We start from the raw sequence: 17,359 nt of genomic DNA on the forward strand, positions 1-17,359 counted from the left end.
GCGGGGCGTGGGGGTGGGTGACCTTCTGCTCGTAATCCAGGGTGATGGCGTGCTTCTTCAGCACGGCGCTGGCGATGTCGGGCACGGAGAGGGTCTGGAAGATGCGCCAGTCCGAGGCCAGTTGCAGGCGCGCCAGGCGTGGCTCGACGATGGCGCGGTAGCGGGTGCGTCGAAAGCCGGTGTTGCCCTGCTGGAACGAGGTGACCGAGCCGTGCACGTAGCGTACGGGTTGGCCGCCCTGCCAGATAGTGAGCAACGCGGGACGGTCGAGGACCTGGCCGAAGTCGACGGCGGGGTTGGCGCAGCTGAGCTGGACGTCGAGGTGGAAGGGCTCGGAGAGGCCTTCGACGAGGTGGAACTCGATGACCTCGAACGCGTCGGCGCCGGCGGTGAAGGTGAAGCGCAGGTCGGATTGTACTGCCATGGTGTTTCTCGCTTTCTTCCCTGGTGACCTGTCCGTAGGTCAGGGTTTGAGGATGCGGTCCAAGGAATGGAGTACCTGGTCTGTGGTGTTGCCCAGGCTGAGGGAGAAGTAGAGGTAGGCAGCAATCAGGACGACTCCGGCAATGGCCCAGGGGGTCCACAGTGGCCACTGCTTGGCCAGGCGGTAGCGGCGGGATGCGACGTTGTCGGGTGCGTCTGTCAGGCGCTCGGGCGCATCGCCGCGCTGCGTGCGGAGGATCTGGTGCAGCCTGCCGATGATGCCGTTGAGCGTTTCCCTGTTGTTGTGCTGCTGGCCGTACTTGCCCTGGAAACCCAGGCACAGGCAGAGGTACTTGAACTCCAGCACGTCGCGGTAACGGGCCGGGTCCATCTGCATGCGTGCGAGGACGGTGAAGAATTTCTCGCCGCCCCAGGTTTCGTTGTGGTGGTAGCTGAGCAGGGAGCGTTCCCGCCACAAGGAGGCTTGGCCCCAGGCGGTGGCCATGACGGCTTCGTCGATGAATGCGCACAGTGCGTAGCGATAGGCCAGTTGCGTGGCGCCGTCGTAGCCGAGTTGGCGGACTTCCTCGGACAGGGCGGTAATCTGGTCGCGGACGCTGGTGTAGAGTTTGTATATGTCGTCGCAGCGGTCGAGTCGACGCAGACGTATGACCAGGCCGAGCAAGGGCTGGGCGGCATCTATCAGCGGGTTGAGGCTGTGGCCGCGCAGCTGGAACTGCAGGTCGTCGTCCTGGTCGATGCGCGAGACCGAGTCGTAGAGCATGCTGCCCTTGTCGCGAATACCCGCAGCTGGCGTGGTGCGCAGGAAGTCGTCTCGCGGCGGCATGGTCGCGGGCGGCTGGCCGGCCTGCACATCGGCTTCGGTGGAGGCCGTGGATTTGCTCGGGTCGATGCGGTCGTTGCCGATTTGGATGGTGGTGGTCATGTCATTGACTCCGGATGGCCCAGAACTGCAGTTGCAGCTCGGGGAATTCGCCGCTGATGTGGAAGCCGAAGCTGTTGGTGCCCTTTGGCATGAGCTTCTGCCAGTTGGTCGAGGTGCGATCCAGCTGGAAGTAGGTGAAGCCGGCATGGAATGGCAGGTGCCGCGGCGCCACGGGCAGAGCGCTCAGCGGGATACCCGGCAGTTGCAGGCGAATGAGGTCGAGCAGGGTCTGCTGGGAGGCCACCTTGGCCTGTTGCAGGAACAGGTGGCGCATCCTGTCCAGCGGCATGCGTGCGCGCACGGCCAGGATGAAGTCAGCGCCTTCCATCAGGCTCGGGTCGTTGACCTGCGCGGTGAGGATGCCGTGCGGCTGCTTGACCAGTGGCAGGGAGACGGCGCGAGGCTGCAGCACGGTGCCGAGCAGGCGGCGCAGGGTTTCCTCCAGCAGGTTGAAGGTATTCTTGGGGTTGTCGTGCTGGTAGGCGGGAAACTCCGGCGCGAGGCGGGACTCGTCAATGCAGGTCGCCAGTTCGCCGCAGGCCTGCCCGCACGCCAGGTAGGCATCGACGGGCCGTACGTCGGGGTCGCGTGCCAGGTGGCGGAACAGATGCTGCCAGCGATTGAGGGCCTGCAGGAGATTGAAGTCGGTGAAGTCGGCCACGCCGGACTGGCCAGGGGAGCCGATACGCTGGGCGATGCTCTTGGCGCGCTCGTGCATCAGGGAGGAGATTTCTTCCATGAAGTGCGCCAGTGGACGGATGGCGTTGAGGTGCAGGCCGGTGATGTAGAACCCGGCGTCCATGAGCAGGCTGCCGTCGGCCTGCAGGTCGAGGATGCGGCCCAGGGCCAAGCCGGTGAAGGCGCTACGGTCATCGCGCTCCAGCGCCAGCTGCAGGTTGGGCACGGCCAGGTCCAACGCAACGTGGTTGCCCTGATGGCTGTGGGTGTCGCGCACTTCCTCCGAGCGCAGCACGTAGCGGGCATTGGCGTAGGTGTCGGGCCAGCGCACCTGGGCCGTGCCGTCCGAGCGTAGCGGAAGCGTGAGGTAGACGGTCTGGTTGGCTGCGCTGGCGTTCGCGATGGCCAACGGTTCCGGCGGCGGCTGGTCATGCGGGATGTTGAACAGCGTGCCGTCGGGCATGACGCCCCGGGCACGGACAATGGCTATCTTGCCGAAGGCGAGGAATTCCTGGTTCAGCTCCAGCTCGGAGAAGCCATACCAGTACCGGCTGCCATGGCGCGCGTTGATGTAGTGCTCCAGGTATCTGGCGGTCTGCTGGAAGTGCTGGGGCTTGACGAAGAGCCCCTCGCTCCAGACGACGGGATTGCGGGTGGTCATCGATAGGTACTCGCTTGGGGGGCCGGGCAGATAGCGTTCTGCGCTGGCCGGTAGCTTTCATCGGTGATAGCGACGCGGGTGTCCTGCAGCATCACCATGAGGGGGTATTTGCGTCCGCGGGGCTCGATGCGGAAAACGTCGTGCCAGCGCTCGGCATTGGGGGCGTGGAAGTCAGCCACCACGGCGATGTAACGGGTCTTCTCATCGATGGCGGCGAACTCGATGAACTTGAACTGGCCCGGCACCAGGGTGTAGTCGTCCGAGGCCAGAAGGGTGTTGCCCAGCGCTTTCTTGGGTTCCTTGCGCAACTGTTCGGGGTCGACGTTCTCCAACATGGAGTCGTCCTTGAGTTGCAGAACCCGGAAGGCAACAGGGGTGGCGACGGTCGGCGTGGCGCGCGCGTCGGCGGCCGGGGGCAGGCCTGCGCCGCGGCTGTACTGCCCGAGGTCCAGGTTGCGCATGGACAGGTTCCAGGCGTCCTCTTCGGCGCCGGGCAGCACCTGTCCCTGGCGTAGCATCCAGTTCGCGGGGAACGGGCCACGCGAGGTCGTGGTGCTGGTGAACAGGGTTTCGGGCAGCGTTTTGCCCAGGGTCAGCGGTGGCGCCTGGTCGTCGACAACCAGGCCTGGAATGGCCGAGCGCTGGCGAACCGCAAGCGCGCTGGCCGGGCTGGCCTGCTCGTCCTGTAGGTGGCCGAGCAACGCGCGCAGATGTTCGATGAGTTCGCCCTTGCTCGCGCTGCGCAGGCTGACCGCGAAGGGGCCGTCCTCTTCCTGGTCCAACGGCAACGGTTCCGGCTCTTCGATTGGTGCGGCGGTTGGCAGACTGACCGGATTGGGGTTGACGTTCGCGCTGGCGTACAGGCTCAGGGCGATCTGCGTGGGCTGGTCCTCCGCGGCTCCGACCTGGATGGATGGGTCCATCAGGATCTGGCCGGTTTTCTTGAACACGTTGCCCACGGTGCTGCAGCCGGCAAGCGCGGTCGCGGCAAGCAGGAGCGCGATGGCGTGTTTCATCACGCCTCCGCGCGCAAGGCCTGGTCGAAGGCTTGCTCGAAGACTTCCCAGAACAGCTTGTCGAAACCCTGCTGCCGGCCAGAGGTCAGTTCGTCGTAGTAGTGCCCGTACATGCGCCAGGCCCAGTCAGCAGCCTGCGCTTGTCCGGTCTGGGCACTGCGATAGCGCTGGAATCTTTGTTGCAGCTGTTCTGGGGAAAACGCCTGCAGGAGTGCGCCGAGCCCGGCGGTGATGGCCTTGTGTACGGCGACTTGCTGCCGGCGGATCTGCTCCAGCGATTCTTCCACCGCTGCCGACGGCGACAGGTGGACGACGCTGCGCTCGGCGGAGAACAGTGCGCGCACGGTGTCCGGGTAGCTCTGTCCAAGGCGCAGAGGGTTGTCTTCGATGGGCTGCAGGGTGCGGCCGGCCAAGGAGATTCGCTGTTGCTCACCAGGTTGACTGGCATTGAGGGTGGACAGGCCACGAATGAGCGCGCCGAGCGTGCGGCCAGTCTCGTGCAGCAGCGCATAGGCTTCCTGCCCATCGACGGCCCCGATCGGCGCCCCGATGCCTTCCACCAGCGGTTCGACCAGGCTGGCGGGGTCTGCGCTGTTGGAGAGTTGGCGTTGCAGCCATTCTCGTGCTGCGGGGGTCTGGATGTCCTGTTCCAACATACGGGGTTCTCCTTGGGCGAGCATGGGGTTGCCATAGACGGCTTCGAAGCGAGTCGTGGTGACGTCAGCCTGGGCGGCCAGCGGTGTGTACCCGTAATGGCGCGGGTCAAGGCTGTTCGATGCGGTGTCGGTCATCGCCGGGCCGGCGCGGCTGGCGTCGAGCGCTTTGAGTGGGTCGAGCAGACCTTGAGGCGGTGGTGGTTCGGCAAGCGCCTGGAATTCCGCCCAGCCTGGTGGTTGCTGGTGTTGAGCGTTGAAGTCCTCGGGCTCGGCATCCGGCAGCGCATCGAGGTAGTCCGTCGGCAAGTGGGTGAACTCGCTGACGTCATGCTCGGCAAGGGTCCGCTCGGGATCGGGCAGGTAGTGCAGCTCGTTGTCCAGATGGACGGCGATTCGGTACGGCCCGATGTGCAGCTTGTCCCCGTTTCGCAGCCGGGCGCTGGCATTGAGGCCGAGCGGCTGGGTCTGGTCGTTGATGGTCGTTTCGCCACAACGGTCGATGACGAGGAACCCGCCGTCCTCATGACGGATCTCGCAGTGTTGGGGCCGCACTCGACCGTGCCGGTCGAGCAGCGCCCAGTTGGCGCCCTGCGATCCGATGGTGCCGCCATTGGTGCCGAAGCTGTGTCGCGGCTGGCTGCCTTGCTGGAGTACCTGGGGATTCTCCACGACCAGGGAAAGGCGTAGTTCGGAATGGGTTGTAGTCATGTGCGTACCGTGAGTCGAACGCGGGGAGGCCTACGCAGCTGTGGCTGCTCGAGGAAGCTGGTCCAGCCCAGGTGGGAGCCGGTGGCCTGCCCGAGGTTGAAGGGTGGGACTTCGTTCTCGCGAAGCGCCAGTTCAAGATCGCAAGGGGTCTGGTCGCGCAGCAGATAGGCGACCAGCATGCGCAGCCGCTCGAAGTTCTCGCCTTGGGGCAGGAACTCGCGAAAGCGCGCTTCCGAGAGGTTGGTGATGACGATGGTGAATTTGCAGTGGCGTGTGCGGACGCTGTCGCCGATGCGAAAACTCTCTCCCAGTTGGCCGTTGAGCAGGCCTAGCTGAGCGCGTTCGTGCGGGGGAATGTCGGTGTAGCGCAGTTCGAAATCGCGAATGCCCACGTCCGGCAGATCGAAGCAATGCGCGATGAGGCCTGCCACCATGGCGGGCGAGCGGCTGCGGTGGACCACGGCGCCGGCGAAGCTGAGCAGCCGGCTCCAGGCGATGGGCGTGGCGCCGCGGATGGCGTCGTCCTTGAGCCCCACCAGGGCGAAGAGGCGCTGCGACAGTCGGTCGCTCGCGCCTGGGCGGAATCGAATGTAGTGCCGGTACTTGCGCCAGGCCTGGTGCAGGAGAGTCAGCAGTCGGTGGTTGAAGAAGTCGAAGAATGCCGGACGGATACCCTCGCCCTGGCCGGCCTCGTAGGCAAGGCGTTCCACGTAATACGAGGGTAGCGGCGAATCGGGGCCGTGCATTCCGAAGAAGGTCGCCTGCACGAGGTACTGGTGCGGCAGTTCGTCATCGAGACGTCGCGCTAGGGACACGTCTGAGGCGGGAAAACCCATGCCGGCGTAGTTGCTCAGGCGAATGCGTTGCCGCTCGGCGGCATAGGTATCGGTGGACTCCAGGTCGTCACCGTGCAGCCCGTGCAGGCGTTCGAGCAGACAGAAGAAGTTGTGGCTTCTGGCTTCTTCGAGCAATCGGTCGTTCAGATCAGGGGCTGCGTGCCGCTGCGTATCGGCCATGCGTAGTGCTCCTGATTCTTGATGTTGACGGCTTCCAGTACGTGGAAGGAGGAAATGCTGGCGTATACGGACAGGAAGTGGCTCAGCACCGTGCCGAAGAGATACAGGTCTCCCTCGCAGGAGAATCCGTCCTGATCGAGCTTGACCACGCTACGGATGCCGCGGATGGGCAGTGCCCTGAACATGCGATCGACGGGAGCGGTCTCTACGTCTAGCAGGCCGTCCAGGCGCATCTGCGTGGCGCGCGCCCGTTGGATGTCATGGTGAGCCGCGAAGTCGTAGGCCCGGATGACAGCTTTCAGAGCATCGGCCGATAGCAGCGACAGGTAGGTGGGTGACAGGTTGGATATCAGGGTCCACTGCAGGTCGCCGTCTAGCACAGGCCGATAGGAGGGCGTCGGTGTGGTGAGGTTGCGGCAGGACACGAAGTTCGGCATGCCCGGTGTGCGCACGCAGATATCACCCACCGTCAATGCCAGCGGCAGGTCCCGGTTGGTGCAGGTGAGCGAGAAGGAGACGGTTTCCTCCCGTCCGATATAGCGTTGCTCGTCGCCGCGCACGAAGGACACCCGGTGTTCGACGCCGGGGTGTAACAGCGATTGATCGATGCGAGTGCGGTAGTAGAGGACGGTGCTGCCTTGCTCGAAGTCGATCTGGTGGCGGAGCGATTCGAATGGCTGGTAGGTGCGCAGCCAGGCGCCGGGTTGACCGGAGGCTTCGTTCTTCCAGCCGTCGACGTGGTCGATGCTGAATATCTCGTAGGCATCGGGACGTCGGCCTGCCGGTCGCAGGCGATAGTCGAGCGTCTTGCCGGTCAACCTCACCGGCTCGGCTTCATGCTCGAAGAGGTTGACCGCTGGCGCGCAGTACAGCGCCAGGTCGCCCGTATGCACGCGCACGTCGTCTGGCATGGGGCGGGAGAAGTTGAACTCCAGCCGGACGCGTTCCGTGCTATGGGAAGGCCAGAGAGAGCGCAATCCGGTGAGCCCGAAGAAGAAGTACCGACGTGGGAACAGGAAGTACTCCTGCAGGATGCGGTAACCGTCCAGGGCGTTCTTTGGGTAGGGCAGCAGCGCCTCCTCTGGGCTGAAACCGGGGAAGACGATCTGACTGGCGGGAATGTGCCTGACCACGCCGTCGCACTCCAATCGAACATCAGTCAGGTATTTGGACAGCCACAGGTACAGTGTCATCGCGGTGTAGTCGCTGCCGCTCAGGTAGAAGTCCAGTCGATCACAGTCGTATGTGTTGGGCGGGTTCTGGCTCAGCGTGGTGAGGTCTACGCGAACCGTCGATTTCTCCAATGTATGCGCATCGCTGATTTCGCTGATCTGCAGCGGGTAGACCTCGACGTCCGAGCAGGTGCGGTACTCACATTCCACGCCATCGACGCTGCGCGAGTGGATGCGCGTGCCCTTGTCGATGCGCTGGCGGACGGTGATGGCGCGGTCCACCGGCGGAAACTGCATGATGGTGGCGCTGGGCAACGGTCGCAGATAGTTCGGCCACAGCAGTTGCAGCAGCGGGTGCGTAAGCTCCGGAAAGTCGTCTTCGATTTTCAGGCGGAGCTTGGCCGTCAGGAAGGCAAAACCCTCGAGTAGTCGCTCGACATCGGGGTCGGTGGCTTCCTCGCCGAGGAACCTTGCCAGCAGCGGATTGTTGCGCGCGAACACTCGACCAAGCCGGCGCAGGTAATCCAGTTCTTCCCGGAACTTGCTCTTGAGTGGCATCTGGCCTCCTTGGCCAATTCTTCACATCACATGGACTTGTTGTTGCCGCTGGTGAATCAGCAGGTCTATCTCCACTTGCTCCGATGAGTCCTTGATCGGAACCAGGCAGTGCAGGCGAAATCTCAGGCCAAGCGGGCGCTCATTGATTGCGAGAGGATGGACATCCACGACCTGGACCCGGGGCTCGTAAGCGGACACTACCTCCCGGATTTCCAGGCAAATCTGGTTTCTCAGGTCCATCTGGCCTGCCCCGGCATCGTTCATGTCAGGCAGCCCCAACTCGGGGCAGCTCTGTGAGCCGCCCCGACGGGTATTGAGCAGTTGCTCCAGATGGTTCTTGATGGCCCGTACGCGCTCGGCCGCCAAGTCCTGCCGCGTGCGCAGGCGGCGCAACGGCAGGTCAGGATCGAGCCGTTCGAACAGGCCTCCTTGTCCCGGCGACCGAGGCATGACCTAACCTCCTATCATTCCTTGTCCAGGCGACCGACCAGGGAGAGTTCGAAGTTGGCGCCCATGTACTTGAAGTGCGGGCGAACCGACAGCGAGACTTGGTACCAGCCCGGGTTGCCGGCGACATCCTGCACGACCACCTTGGCTGCACGCAGTGGACGGCGACTGCGCACGTCGGACGACGGGCTTTCCTGATCGGCAACGTACTGGCGGATCCAGTTGTTGAGCTCGCGTTCCAGATCCTGACGCTCCTTCCAACTGCCGATCTGCTCGCGCTGAAGCACCTTGAGATAGTGAGCCAGTCGGTTGACAATCATCATGTAGGGCAACTGGGTGCCGAGCATGTAGTTGGTCTGCGCCGCCTGGCCTTCCGCGGTCTTCGCGAAGACCTTGGGGCGTTGCACCGAGTTGGCGGAGAAGAAGGCGGCGTTGTCGCTATCCTTGCGCATGGTCAGCGGAATGAAACCCTCGCTGGACAGCTCGAACTCCTTACGATCGGAGACCAGCACTTCTGTGGGAATCTTGGCCTGTAGCTGCCCGAGTGATTCGTACAGATGGACAGGCAGGTCGTCGACGGTGCCGCCCGACTGTGGACCGATGATGTTCGGGCACCAGCGGTACTGGGCGAAGCTATCGGTGATGCGGCTCGCCAGCAGGAACGAGGTGTTCCCCCACAGATAGTTCTCGTGCTTGCCGTCGATGGATTCACGATAGTCGAACCCGCGGACAGGATTCTCCAGCGGATCGTAGGGCTGGCGCAGCAGGAAGCGCGGCATGGTCAGCCCCAGGTAGCGGGCATCCTCGGAGTCGCGCAGACCGCGCCACTTGGTAAAGCGTGGGCCTTCAAAGATGTCCTTCACTTCCTTGAGATTCGGCACTTCCTGGAAGGATTCGAGGTTCAGCATTTCCGGGCCGGCCGCGCCGAGGAACGGCGCGTGGGCCATGGCTCCGACGGAGGCAACGTAGCCAAGCAGCTTGATGTCCGGGCTGGAGGGACCGAAGGTGTAATTGCTGACGATGCAGCCCACCGGTTCGCCACCGAACTGGCCGTAGCCAGAGGTGTAGACATGCTTGTAGAAACCACTGCGAGTAATGTCGCTCGCGCTGTCAAAGTCCTCCAGCAGCTCGCGCTTGGTGGCATGCAGCATGTACATGGTGATGTTTTCGCGGAAGTTGGTCCGGTCAACCAGCAACTTCAGGCCGCGCCAAGCCGACTCCAACTCCTGGAATGCAGGCTGGTGCAAAATGGCGTCCGTCTGTTTGGAGAGCAGTGCGTCCAGCCTGGTCAGCATCTGATCGACCAACTGTTTGTTGATCGGCTGCTTGCGGTCGCTGGACTTGAGCATCTCAGCTATGAAGACGGCCACACCGCGCTCGGCGATTGCATAGCCCTCCTGGCTTGGCTCAAGGCGCGTTTGCGCCATGATCTGGGCCAGCAGGCCACCTTGAGGCTGAGATTCTTGCTTTTCGACGGCGGCGGATTGCGCTCTTGACATGGTCATTTCCTTTGAAACCTGGGGTGGAGGGGAGGTCTACGGACTCGCTTGACGGCCTCGCGATGGACGCGAGGCTTAGCAAGTGCGAGGTTCGGCGAGAGTTCGGTACATCCGAATTCAACAGATCTGCGGAGCCGTTTGCGCCTGAGCCTGTGACCTTCGGCTAGTTGAACGTGGAAGCGGCGGCAAGCTCGAAAAGCCGGGCCCGCCATGCTGGGCAGGCAGACTTGCATGGCAATACGTCATCCATGCCTCGCTAACTACCAGCACCGGCGCGTATTGTTTGTTAGTCATGGCGACTCGCTTGCAACCTTGAGCATGCAGATCTGGCTCGTGTCAGCCGTTGCTTGCGCCCAGCATCTGATCCAGCTCCTTGGCCAGTTGACTGCGCGATTTCTCGTCGCTCATCAAACTCTGCAGTTGCTTCCGGAATGCGGGGATATTGCCCAACGGTCCCTTCAACGCGACCAATGCCTCTCGCAATTCAAGAAGCTTGTTAAGTTCGGGTATCTGGCGGGCGACCGAGGTCGGATTGAAGTCGTCGATGGAGCGGAACGTCAGATCGACATGCAGAGTATCCTCTGCGCCCTCGGATAGTTGGTTGGGAACATCCATCTTCAAGCCAATGCTGCTCTCCGCAAGCACATTGTCGAAGTTGTCCTTGTTAATCTGTACGGGAATGCGGTCTTCAATAGCGACATCTTCCTCGCGTCCCTTGAAGTCCCCCGTCACCAGCAGCTTCAAGGGAAGTTCAACTTCCTCCTGTTCGCCGCCCGTCGCGGGAACGTACGTGATGTTGATGCGTTCCTTGGGGGCAACTGATCCTTTCTTTGCCATGAGCCACTCCTTCGATTAGCCGTTGATGATTTTGTGTTCCGTTGAAGATGCTGGCGCTTGAGCATCGAGCAGGACGCAATCAAACGTGCTGCCTTGGCGCAAATGCGTGTCCTGACTAATCATGCTTGGCGTCCCGTGGCGCTCCATGGAATACGCGCCTGCCTGCAACAAGGGCCGAGGCTAGAACGATTGCAGTCTCAGTGGAATAGGAATTCTCTTAATCTATCGATGAAAAAGTCTCGTTCTTTGTAGGAGGTCATGACTGGGATTTTTCCGCGCTGTTTTTCGGATTATTCCCATGTACGAGACACCTGCCTGCATGTTTTCTTTCAGGACTATTGCATGTTCGAATGTGAGTTTTGGCATTCATGTAGAGAAACATTTTTCTCAATGCGATGCTTCAACGGCTTAATTGATTGGGTCGTCCTGCAACAGGGAATTCTTCTCTCTCTAGAAGTGAGTTTCAGTACATGATCACGGTTGATCTAGCGGCACTATTCGAGCGCCTGAGTCCTTTTTGCCGACAAGCGCTGGAGGAGGCTGGAAGCTTGTGTATCGGGCAACGCGGGGCGGAGGTGACTGCTGCGCATCTGCTGACGGCGTTCCTTGAACAGCCTGCATGCGACGTGCGTGTTGCGTTGGCCGATGCGGGCCTTGCAGTCGATGCGGTGCGGCATGCCTTGTCCACCGCTTTTGCCGACCACGATGGCGGTCTTGGCCAGTACCCGTCCTTCTCGCCACTTCTCATCGAGATGCTGCAGGAAGCCTGGCTACTCAGTTCGGTCGAACTGGGGCAGCCACATATCCGTAGCGGCGCCATCTTCCTTGCAGCCTTGCTCAATCCGGCGCGTTATCTGCCATTGGCGGCCATCCAGTTGTTCGACAGTGTGAATCGGGAGGCGCTGCGCAAACGATTCTCGTCGCTGCTGTCGGCTTCGGCCGAAGCCCTGGCAACGGTGGCCGACTCGGCAACCGCAGTGGGCAAGTCTGGCGAAGAAAGTGCCTTGGCCAAGTTCGGCCATGACTTCACCGCACAAGCGCGCGACGGGCGCGTAGACCCCGTACTATGCCGCGATGCCGAGATCGACCTGATGATCGATATCCTATCGCGCCGGCGTAAGAATAATCCCATCGTCGTGGGCGATGCCGGCGTAGGTAAGAGCGCGGTGGTCGAAGGCTTGGCTCTGCGTATCGTGCAGGGCCGCGTGCCGGAGCCGCTGCGGATGGTCGAGTTGTGGGGGCTGGACCTCGGTGCGCTGCAGGCTGGAGCATCGGTGAAGGGTGAATTCGAGAAGCGCCTGAAGGCGGTGATCGATGAAGTCAAGGGGGCTCCCAGGCCGATCATCCTTTTCATCGACGAGGCCCACACCCTGATTGGCGCTGGCAACGCCGCTGGCGGCAGCGATGCCGCCAACCTGCTCAAGCCCGCACTGGCCAGGGGCGAGTTGCGCACCATCGCTGCGACAACCTGGTCCGAATACAAGAAGTATTTCGAGAAAGACCCGGCCCTGGCCCGCCGCTTCCAATTGGTCAAGCTGGAGGAGCCTTCGCCTGAGCAGGCCGTGCATATCCTGCGTGGCCTGCGCCCTATCTACGAGGCGTCCCACCAAGTGTTCATCGGGGACGACGCGCTGCAGGCCGCCGCCGCGCTGGCGGGCCGCTACCTGTCCGGACGCCAGTTGCCGGACAAGGCCATTGACGTACTCGATACCGCATGCGCACGGGTGGCATCCGCTCTGGATGAGCCGCCGCGACGGTTGAGTGCGTTGGAGAACGAGCTCAATCAGATCGATGCCGAATCCGACCAGGTGGCACGCGATGGCCGCGCCGGTCGCTCGGTTGCTCCGGAGCGCCTGGAGGCACTTGCCGCGACTCGCAAAGGCATAGAACAGAGCATCGAGGAATTGCGCCAGGGCTGGGAGCAACAGAAGGCACTGGTCGATAAAATCGTTGCGCTTCGTGGCCGCGACGACGGTGCGGACGTTTCGCAGGTGCTGGCCGACAAGGTCGCACAGTTACGCGAACTCCAGCGTGCAGGAGCCCTGTTGCATGCGGATGTGGGTGCCGAACAGATCGCTCAGGTGATTGCTGACTGGACAGGCATACCGGCAACCACCATCAACAGCAGCGAGATGGCGCGACTGGACAGCTTGCCGGCGAATCTGCGCGAGCGCGTCAAAGGCCAGGATGCAGCCCTGGATGTCGTTTATCGGCGCCTGCTGACTGCGCTAGCAGACCTGCGCCGTCCAGGCACGCCGATGGGCGCGTTTCTGCTGGTCGGCCCCAGCGGTGTCGGCAAGACGGAGACGGCTTTGGCAGTGGCTGACTCCCTGTTCGGTGGCGAGCAGTTCCTCACGACCATCAACATGTCCGAATATCAGGAGAAGTTCACCGTATCCCGCCTGTTGGGTGCGCCGCCCGGATATGTCGGCTATGGCGAGGGCGGTGTGCTGACTGAGGCCATTCGCAGGCAGCCGTACTCGGTGGTATTGCTCGATGAAGTGGAAAAAGCCCACCCGGAAGTCCTCAACGTGTTCTACCAGGCCTTCGACAAGGGGGAGCTGGCTGACGGCGAAGGACGCCGTATTGACTGCCAGAATGTGCTGTTCTTCTTGACCTCCAACTTAGGGTTCGATGAAGGCGACGGCGCGCTGAACGACCTGAGCGGCGATGCATTGCGTCAACGGCTCATGCGTTTCTTCAAGCCGGCGCTGCTAGCGCGGATGCAGATCGTTCCGTATCGCTACCTGGACGAGGATGTGCTCAACGAGATCATCGACAGCCGCCTGCAACGGTTGCAGCAGCAGTTCCGCCTGCGCTACGACGCCGCGCTGGTGGTGGCCGATGAGGCGCGGGATGAGCTGCGGGCTCGCTGTTCGCGGCACCAGAACGGGGCGCGCATGCTCGACGCGAGTATCGACGGCGAGCTACTTCCGCCCCTGTCGCTAGCTGTGCTGCAGCACTTGTCCCGCGGGGACAGAATCCAGCATGCGGAGGTGAGCTGGATCGGCGGTGCGTTCGCGGCAACACTGGCCTGAGTCTGGAGGGCGATATGGAGGCCATGGACGTTGCCATCCTGATGCGCGAGTTGCTTCAGGCCGCCGACCTGGAGGCGGCTGCTCGACGGTTTCTATCGTACCTGTGCAACTGGCCCGGCATTGATCAGGGCTACTGCTACTGGAGAGAGCTAGGAGGGGACCGCCTCTTGCCTGTCGCTGACCATAGTGGGTCGAAGGGCACGCTGCCCACTATTTCGCTGGTAGAGCTGGACAATCCACTGGTCTACGGGCTGATGAGCAACAAGCCCTGCCACGTCGAGCGTCTTGGCCGCCTGGTGGATGTCGGAGCGGGATTCGAGGCGCTACGAGAGCGGCATGCTGGTGCCGAGGCCATGTTGGTGCTGCCCATTGCCGGGGAGATCCAGCAGGCTGCCCACGGCGTGGCCGTAATCGTCGGCCAAGACGCCGCGTTACGTTCATGGCGCGAGGACCGCCTCTGGCGGGAGGTTTTCCGCTGTCATGAACTGATCGCCGGCCGGCTGCACGAGCAGCATGGCGAATCGGCGCAAGCGCTTCGTGAGCGTGCTGCCGATCAACGCCGCGAAGTTGAGCAAGGCCATGCCCGCGCCTCGCGGCTGCTTGCCGGCGGTTTTATCGGCGTTGGCGCCTCGGCCAAGAAGCTGCGCGCGGAGATGTTGCGGCTGGCTGACTCATCGTTGTCGCTCCTGATTACCGGGGAAACCGGGTCGGGAAAGGACCACGCAGCTTGGTTGATCCACCAGGCCTCGGCGCGCCAGGGCAACTTCGTTCCAGTGAATTGTGCGGCCATCCCCAAGGACTTGATCGAAGCAGAGCTGTTCGGCGCCACGCGTGGCGCCTATACCGGCGCGCTACAGGCGCGGAAGGGCCTTGTCGCCGAGGCGGACGGCGGGACGCTGTTTCTCGACGAGATCGGCGATATGCCGCTGGGCCTGCAAGGAACACTGCTGCGCCTGCTCAACGAGAAGAAGTTTCGGCCCGTAGGGGCCTCCCGCGAGCAGTCCTCGGACTTCCGACTGATCTGCGCGACTCATCGCTCATTGCCGGATCTGGTACGGGACGGGAGCTTCAGGGAAGACCTGTATTTCCGCATACGCCAGCACACCCTGCACATCCCGCCCTTGCGAGAGCGCCCCGAGGATGTCCCTGCACTGGTGGCGCATGTGCTGCTTCATCACAACCGTGAGCGCCAGGGCAGCGTCTCAGGAATCTCCGCGAACGCCTTGGCGCGTCTGCAGGCCTACGCCTTCCCCGGCAACGTGCGTGAGCTGCGCAGTCTGGTGCTGACCGCGGCAGAGCGCACCGAGCCTGGCAGGCGTATTCGAAGCTCGCTAGTGGGTGAACTGCCCACGGGGGATTCGGTCAACGCGTGCCCGGCTAGGGGAAGCATGGCGAGGGCGCTGCAGGATCTGATGCGTACGGACAACCTGCCTCAGGCGTTGTTGACGATAGAGCGCATGGTCGTGGTCGATCGCCTGCGCAAGGTGGATGGGTCGCGCCGCGACGCTGCATTGAGCCTAGGCATCGCCAAGCGCACCTTGGCGCGCAAATGCCTGGAATGGAACTTGGACGGAGAGGATTCCATCGCATGAAGTTAATGAGCCTGACATTGTTGTCGGCTGCGTTTCTGATCGGCTGCGATGCCGGTGGCGCAGCCGCGGCGACCGGCCCGGATTGCACCCGGATCGTCTCCGCGCTCGAGCGCCTTGCCTGCTTCGATGCAGCAGCAGGAACACCGCCAACGCCACCGGCGCTGCAACCTCAGGTTGCCCCGCCAGTGGTCGAGTCGATGGTGAGGGCGCCGGACATCGCGGTTCTGGTCCGGGCCAATGAGGCGAGGCGACGTCCCGAGCAGACTGCGACGCTGATCACTCGCGGTGCGGATGTTCTCCCCGGGCAGGACAAGGTGGTGATTTCCGCGTCAGCGTTGGGTGGTTCAACGCCCCGCCCCTATCTGGCGATCAGTTGCCTTTCGAATATCTCTCGGCTGCAGTTGTTGACGGCCGAGCCATTGCCAGTGAATCGCGTCAGCATCCGGCTCCTGCTGGATGGCCGGCCGATCTCCCCAACCCGTCCCTGGCAGGTGCTTGAAGACGGCACAGTCACTGACGCTGGCCGAGGATTGGTCGCCATCGAGCAGTTGCGCCACCTGACCCGTCCAGGCCAGCAACTGCAAGTCGAGAGCGACCACAGTTCGTTCGATGGCTTGCGCTTCGATGCCAGCGCGCTGGCCGGGCAGATGTCCCAGCAGCGAGAGGCATGTCACTGGTGAAGCAGCTTCCCCCACTCGACCTCAAGGCGCTGCTGGCACCCCTGGATGAGCGCCAACCCGCAGGTGCGTTCGATGAAGAGGACGAGCTGTTCCAGGGCATCGACCATGAGATGGTCAAGCTCGGGGGCCTACAGGAACAGGCTATCGACTGGAGCTTCATCGATGAGGGCGCGCGGCGCTACCTGAGTAACCAGTGCAAGCATTTCCGCATTGCCGGCCACCTGATGACGGTACGCTTGCGAACAGGCAGCTGGCGTGGCTGGGCTGAGGCCGCTGGTGTATTGGCCGGCATGGTGGAGCGCTATTGGGAAACTGGATATCCCAAGCCTGGCGCCACCGGCTATCTGAACAAGCGCCGCGTGGCGGCTCAGCTCCTCGAACGCTTGGGCGATGCCCTGCCTTCGTTGGACAGAAAAGGCTATGCCGAAGACTTCTACAAGGCCGGCCAACAGGCGCTCGATAGCCTGCAAGCCAGCGCAGAGCATGCCCGGCTGGATGTGCCCGGACTGAGCAAGCTGGAAGCTCGTCTGCGGCAGCACGCCGAATCCAACCGCGCCCCGGAGCTGGCCGAGCGGTCCCTTGAGTTGCCTGCAAAGAGCGAGGCGCTGACGGATGCCTTTTTCGCGCCTATTCAGGTCGGTTCGGGTAATGAGCGGGAAAACCGGCGTTCTCTGTTGTCGGCCGCCGAGATTATCAATCAGCAGGATGCCTACGATCCGACCGGCTACCTGCTGCGGCGGTTTGCTCTGTGGTCACACCTGACCCAGGCGCCATCGCCGCGCAAGGACAACCGCACCGAGCTGATGGCCGTTCCGGTGGATGTTGCGGATGGCTACGGCAAGGCCTTGAGCACAAACGCTATCGATCCGGCGCTGTTGCAGCGAGTGGAGCGCAGCGTCGCGTCGTCCCCGTATTGGTTGCGCGGCAGTTTTCTCTCCTCGGGCATCGCCCGCAAGTTGGACATGCCGCGGGTCGCCGAGGCTATCCGGCAGGCGGCAGAGCGCTTCGTTACCCGTCTGCCGGCCTTGACCACGCTGCAGTTCGCCGACGGCCGGCCATTCGTCGACGGGGAGACCCAGACCTGGCTGAGTGGCGCCGGACAAGAGACAGGAACGGGAGCGGCAGGCTCCGGCCTGGAGTATCCGGCGCTGCGCGACGAACTGCGTGCGCAACTCGAATCCGGCGGCGTGGAGTCGATGCTCCAGAACCTGGAGTCGCTTCAGCAGCGAAAGACCGATCTCAGGCATGGCTGCCACGTCATGGCCATTGCGGCCGAGTTGCTCGCCTCCCGAGGGCTGAGCTGGCTCGCCGAGGGCTTGTATGCCCGGGCGCATGGCGTCATGGACAACGCCTCGGCTCGCGCGTGGGAGCCAGAGCTCTATGAGCATCTGGCGCGGTACGCGCCAGCTGTCGCAGATCGCAAGGATTAAAC

The 17,359-nt window shown here is 62.9% G+C and carries 14 protein-coding genes; 4 read left to right on the plus strand and 10 right to left on the minus strand.

Features of this window, described 5'->3' with window-relative positions; genetic code table 11:
- From HMPREF2886_RS09225 to tssB, 10 genes are all read right to left on the minus strand, one after another.
- Nucleotides 1-424: contractile injection system protein, VgrG/Pvc8 family (locus tag HMPREF2886_RS09225; RefSeq protein ID WP_256562496.1), on the minus strand; the 424-nt coding region annotated here is incomplete at its 3' end.
- Between the two features lie 39 nt (nt 425-463).
- A complete protein-coding gene (icmH, locus tag HMPREF2886_RS09230; RefSeq protein ID WP_070747185.1) occupies nt 464-1,369 on the minus strand; it encodes a type IVB secretion system protein IcmH/DotU in 906 nt (301 codons plus the stop codon).
- Nucleotide 1,370: 1 nt separating this feature from the next.
- Nucleotides 1,371-2,708, minus strand: coding sequence for a type VI secretion system baseplate subunit TssK (tssK, locus tag HMPREF2886_RS09235; RefSeq protein ID WP_070747187.1), 1,338 nt, complete (start codon nt 2,706-2,708; stop codon nt 1,371-1,373).
- Complete coding sequence (gene tssJ / locus HMPREF2886_RS09240; RefSeq protein ID WP_057388219.1) at nt 2,705-3,724, minus strand: type VI secretion system lipoprotein TssJ; 1,020 nt, start codon at nt 3,722-3,724, stop codon at nt 2,705-2,707. Before tssJ ends, tssK begins: the two co-directional genes overlap by 4 nt.
- Nucleotides 3,724-5,088, minus strand: coding sequence for a type VI secretion system-associated FHA domain protein TagH (gene tagH, locus HMPREF2886_RS09245; RefSeq protein WP_070747189.1), 1,365 nt, complete (start codon nt 5,086-5,088; stop codon nt 3,724-3,726). Before tagH ends, tssJ begins: the two co-directional genes overlap by 1 nt.
- Nucleotides 5,085-6,104, minus strand: coding sequence for a type VI secretion system baseplate subunit TssG (tssG, locus tag HMPREF2886_RS09250; RefSeq protein ID WP_057388217.1), 1,020 nt, complete (start codon nt 6,102-6,104; stop codon nt 5,085-5,087). The genes tagH and tssG overlap by 4 nt, the downstream gene beginning before the upstream one ends.
- Nucleotides 6,068-7,834, minus strand: coding sequence for a type VI secretion system baseplate subunit TssF (gene tssF / locus HMPREF2886_RS09255; protein ID WP_070747191.1), 1,767 nt, complete (start codon nt 7,832-7,834; stop codon nt 6,068-6,070). Before tssF ends, tssG begins: the two co-directional genes overlap by 37 nt.
- 21 nt (nt 7,835-7,855) lie before the next feature.
- The gene (gene tssE / locus HMPREF2886_RS09260; RefSeq protein WP_057388215.1) at nt 7,856-8,284 is read right to left on the minus strand and encodes a type VI secretion system baseplate subunit TssE; all 429 of its coding nucleotides are present in this window, start codon (nt 8,282-8,284) and stop codon (nt 7,856-7,858) included.
- Nucleotides 8,285-8,298: 14 nt separating this feature from the next.
- Nucleotides 8,299-9,780: a type VI secretion system contractile sheath large subunit gene (gene tssC / locus HMPREF2886_RS09265; RefSeq protein WP_128663057.1), complete on the minus strand. Its 1,482-nt coding sequence runs from the start codon at nt 9,778-9,780 to the stop codon at nt 8,299-8,301.
- A gap of 336 nt (nt 9,781-10,116) precedes the next feature.
- Nucleotides 10,117-10,617, minus strand: coding sequence for a type VI secretion system contractile sheath small subunit (gene tssB / locus HMPREF2886_RS09270; RefSeq protein ID WP_070747193.1), 501 nt, complete (start codon nt 10,615-10,617; stop codon nt 10,117-10,119).
- Nucleotides 10,618-11,087: 470 nt separating this feature from the next.
- On the opposite strand from tssB, the gene tssH reads away from it, so the two are divergent.
- From tssH to tssA, 4 genes are read left to right on the plus strand one after another with little or no spacing between them, the layout of a single operon-like run.
- Complete coding sequence (gene tssH, locus HMPREF2886_RS09275; RefSeq protein ID WP_070747196.1) at nt 11,088-13,655, plus strand: type VI secretion system ATPase TssH; 2,568 nt, start codon at nt 11,088-11,090, stop codon at nt 13,653-13,655.
- A 14-nt stretch (nt 13,656-13,669) separates the two neighbouring features.
- Nucleotides 13,670-15,247, plus strand: a complete 1,578-nt coding sequence (locus HMPREF2886_RS09280; protein WP_083318534.1) for a sigma 54-interacting transcriptional regulator — start codon at nt 13,670-13,672, stop codon at nt 15,245-15,247.
- Complete coding sequence (gene vasI / locus HMPREF2886_RS09285; protein WP_256562497.1) at nt 15,244-15,927, plus strand: type VI secretion system-associated protein VasI; 684 nt, start codon at nt 15,244-15,246, stop codon at nt 15,925-15,927. The genes HMPREF2886_RS09280 and vasI overlap by 4 nt, the downstream gene beginning before the upstream one ends.
- A complete protein-coding gene (gene tssA, locus HMPREF2886_RS09290; RefSeq protein WP_070747200.1) occupies nt 15,915-17,357 on the plus strand; it encodes a type VI secretion system protein TssA in 1,443 nt (480 codons plus the stop codon). The genes vasI and tssA overlap by 13 nt, the downstream gene beginning before the upstream one ends.
- Nucleotides 17,358-17,359 lie beyond the last annotated feature (2 nt).

The organism is Pseudomonas sp. HMSC066A08, from assembly GCF_001813025.1.
Lineage (GTDB): Bacteria > Pseudomonadota > Gammaproteobacteria > Pseudomonadales > Pseudomonadaceae > Pseudomonas > Pseudomonas aeruginosa.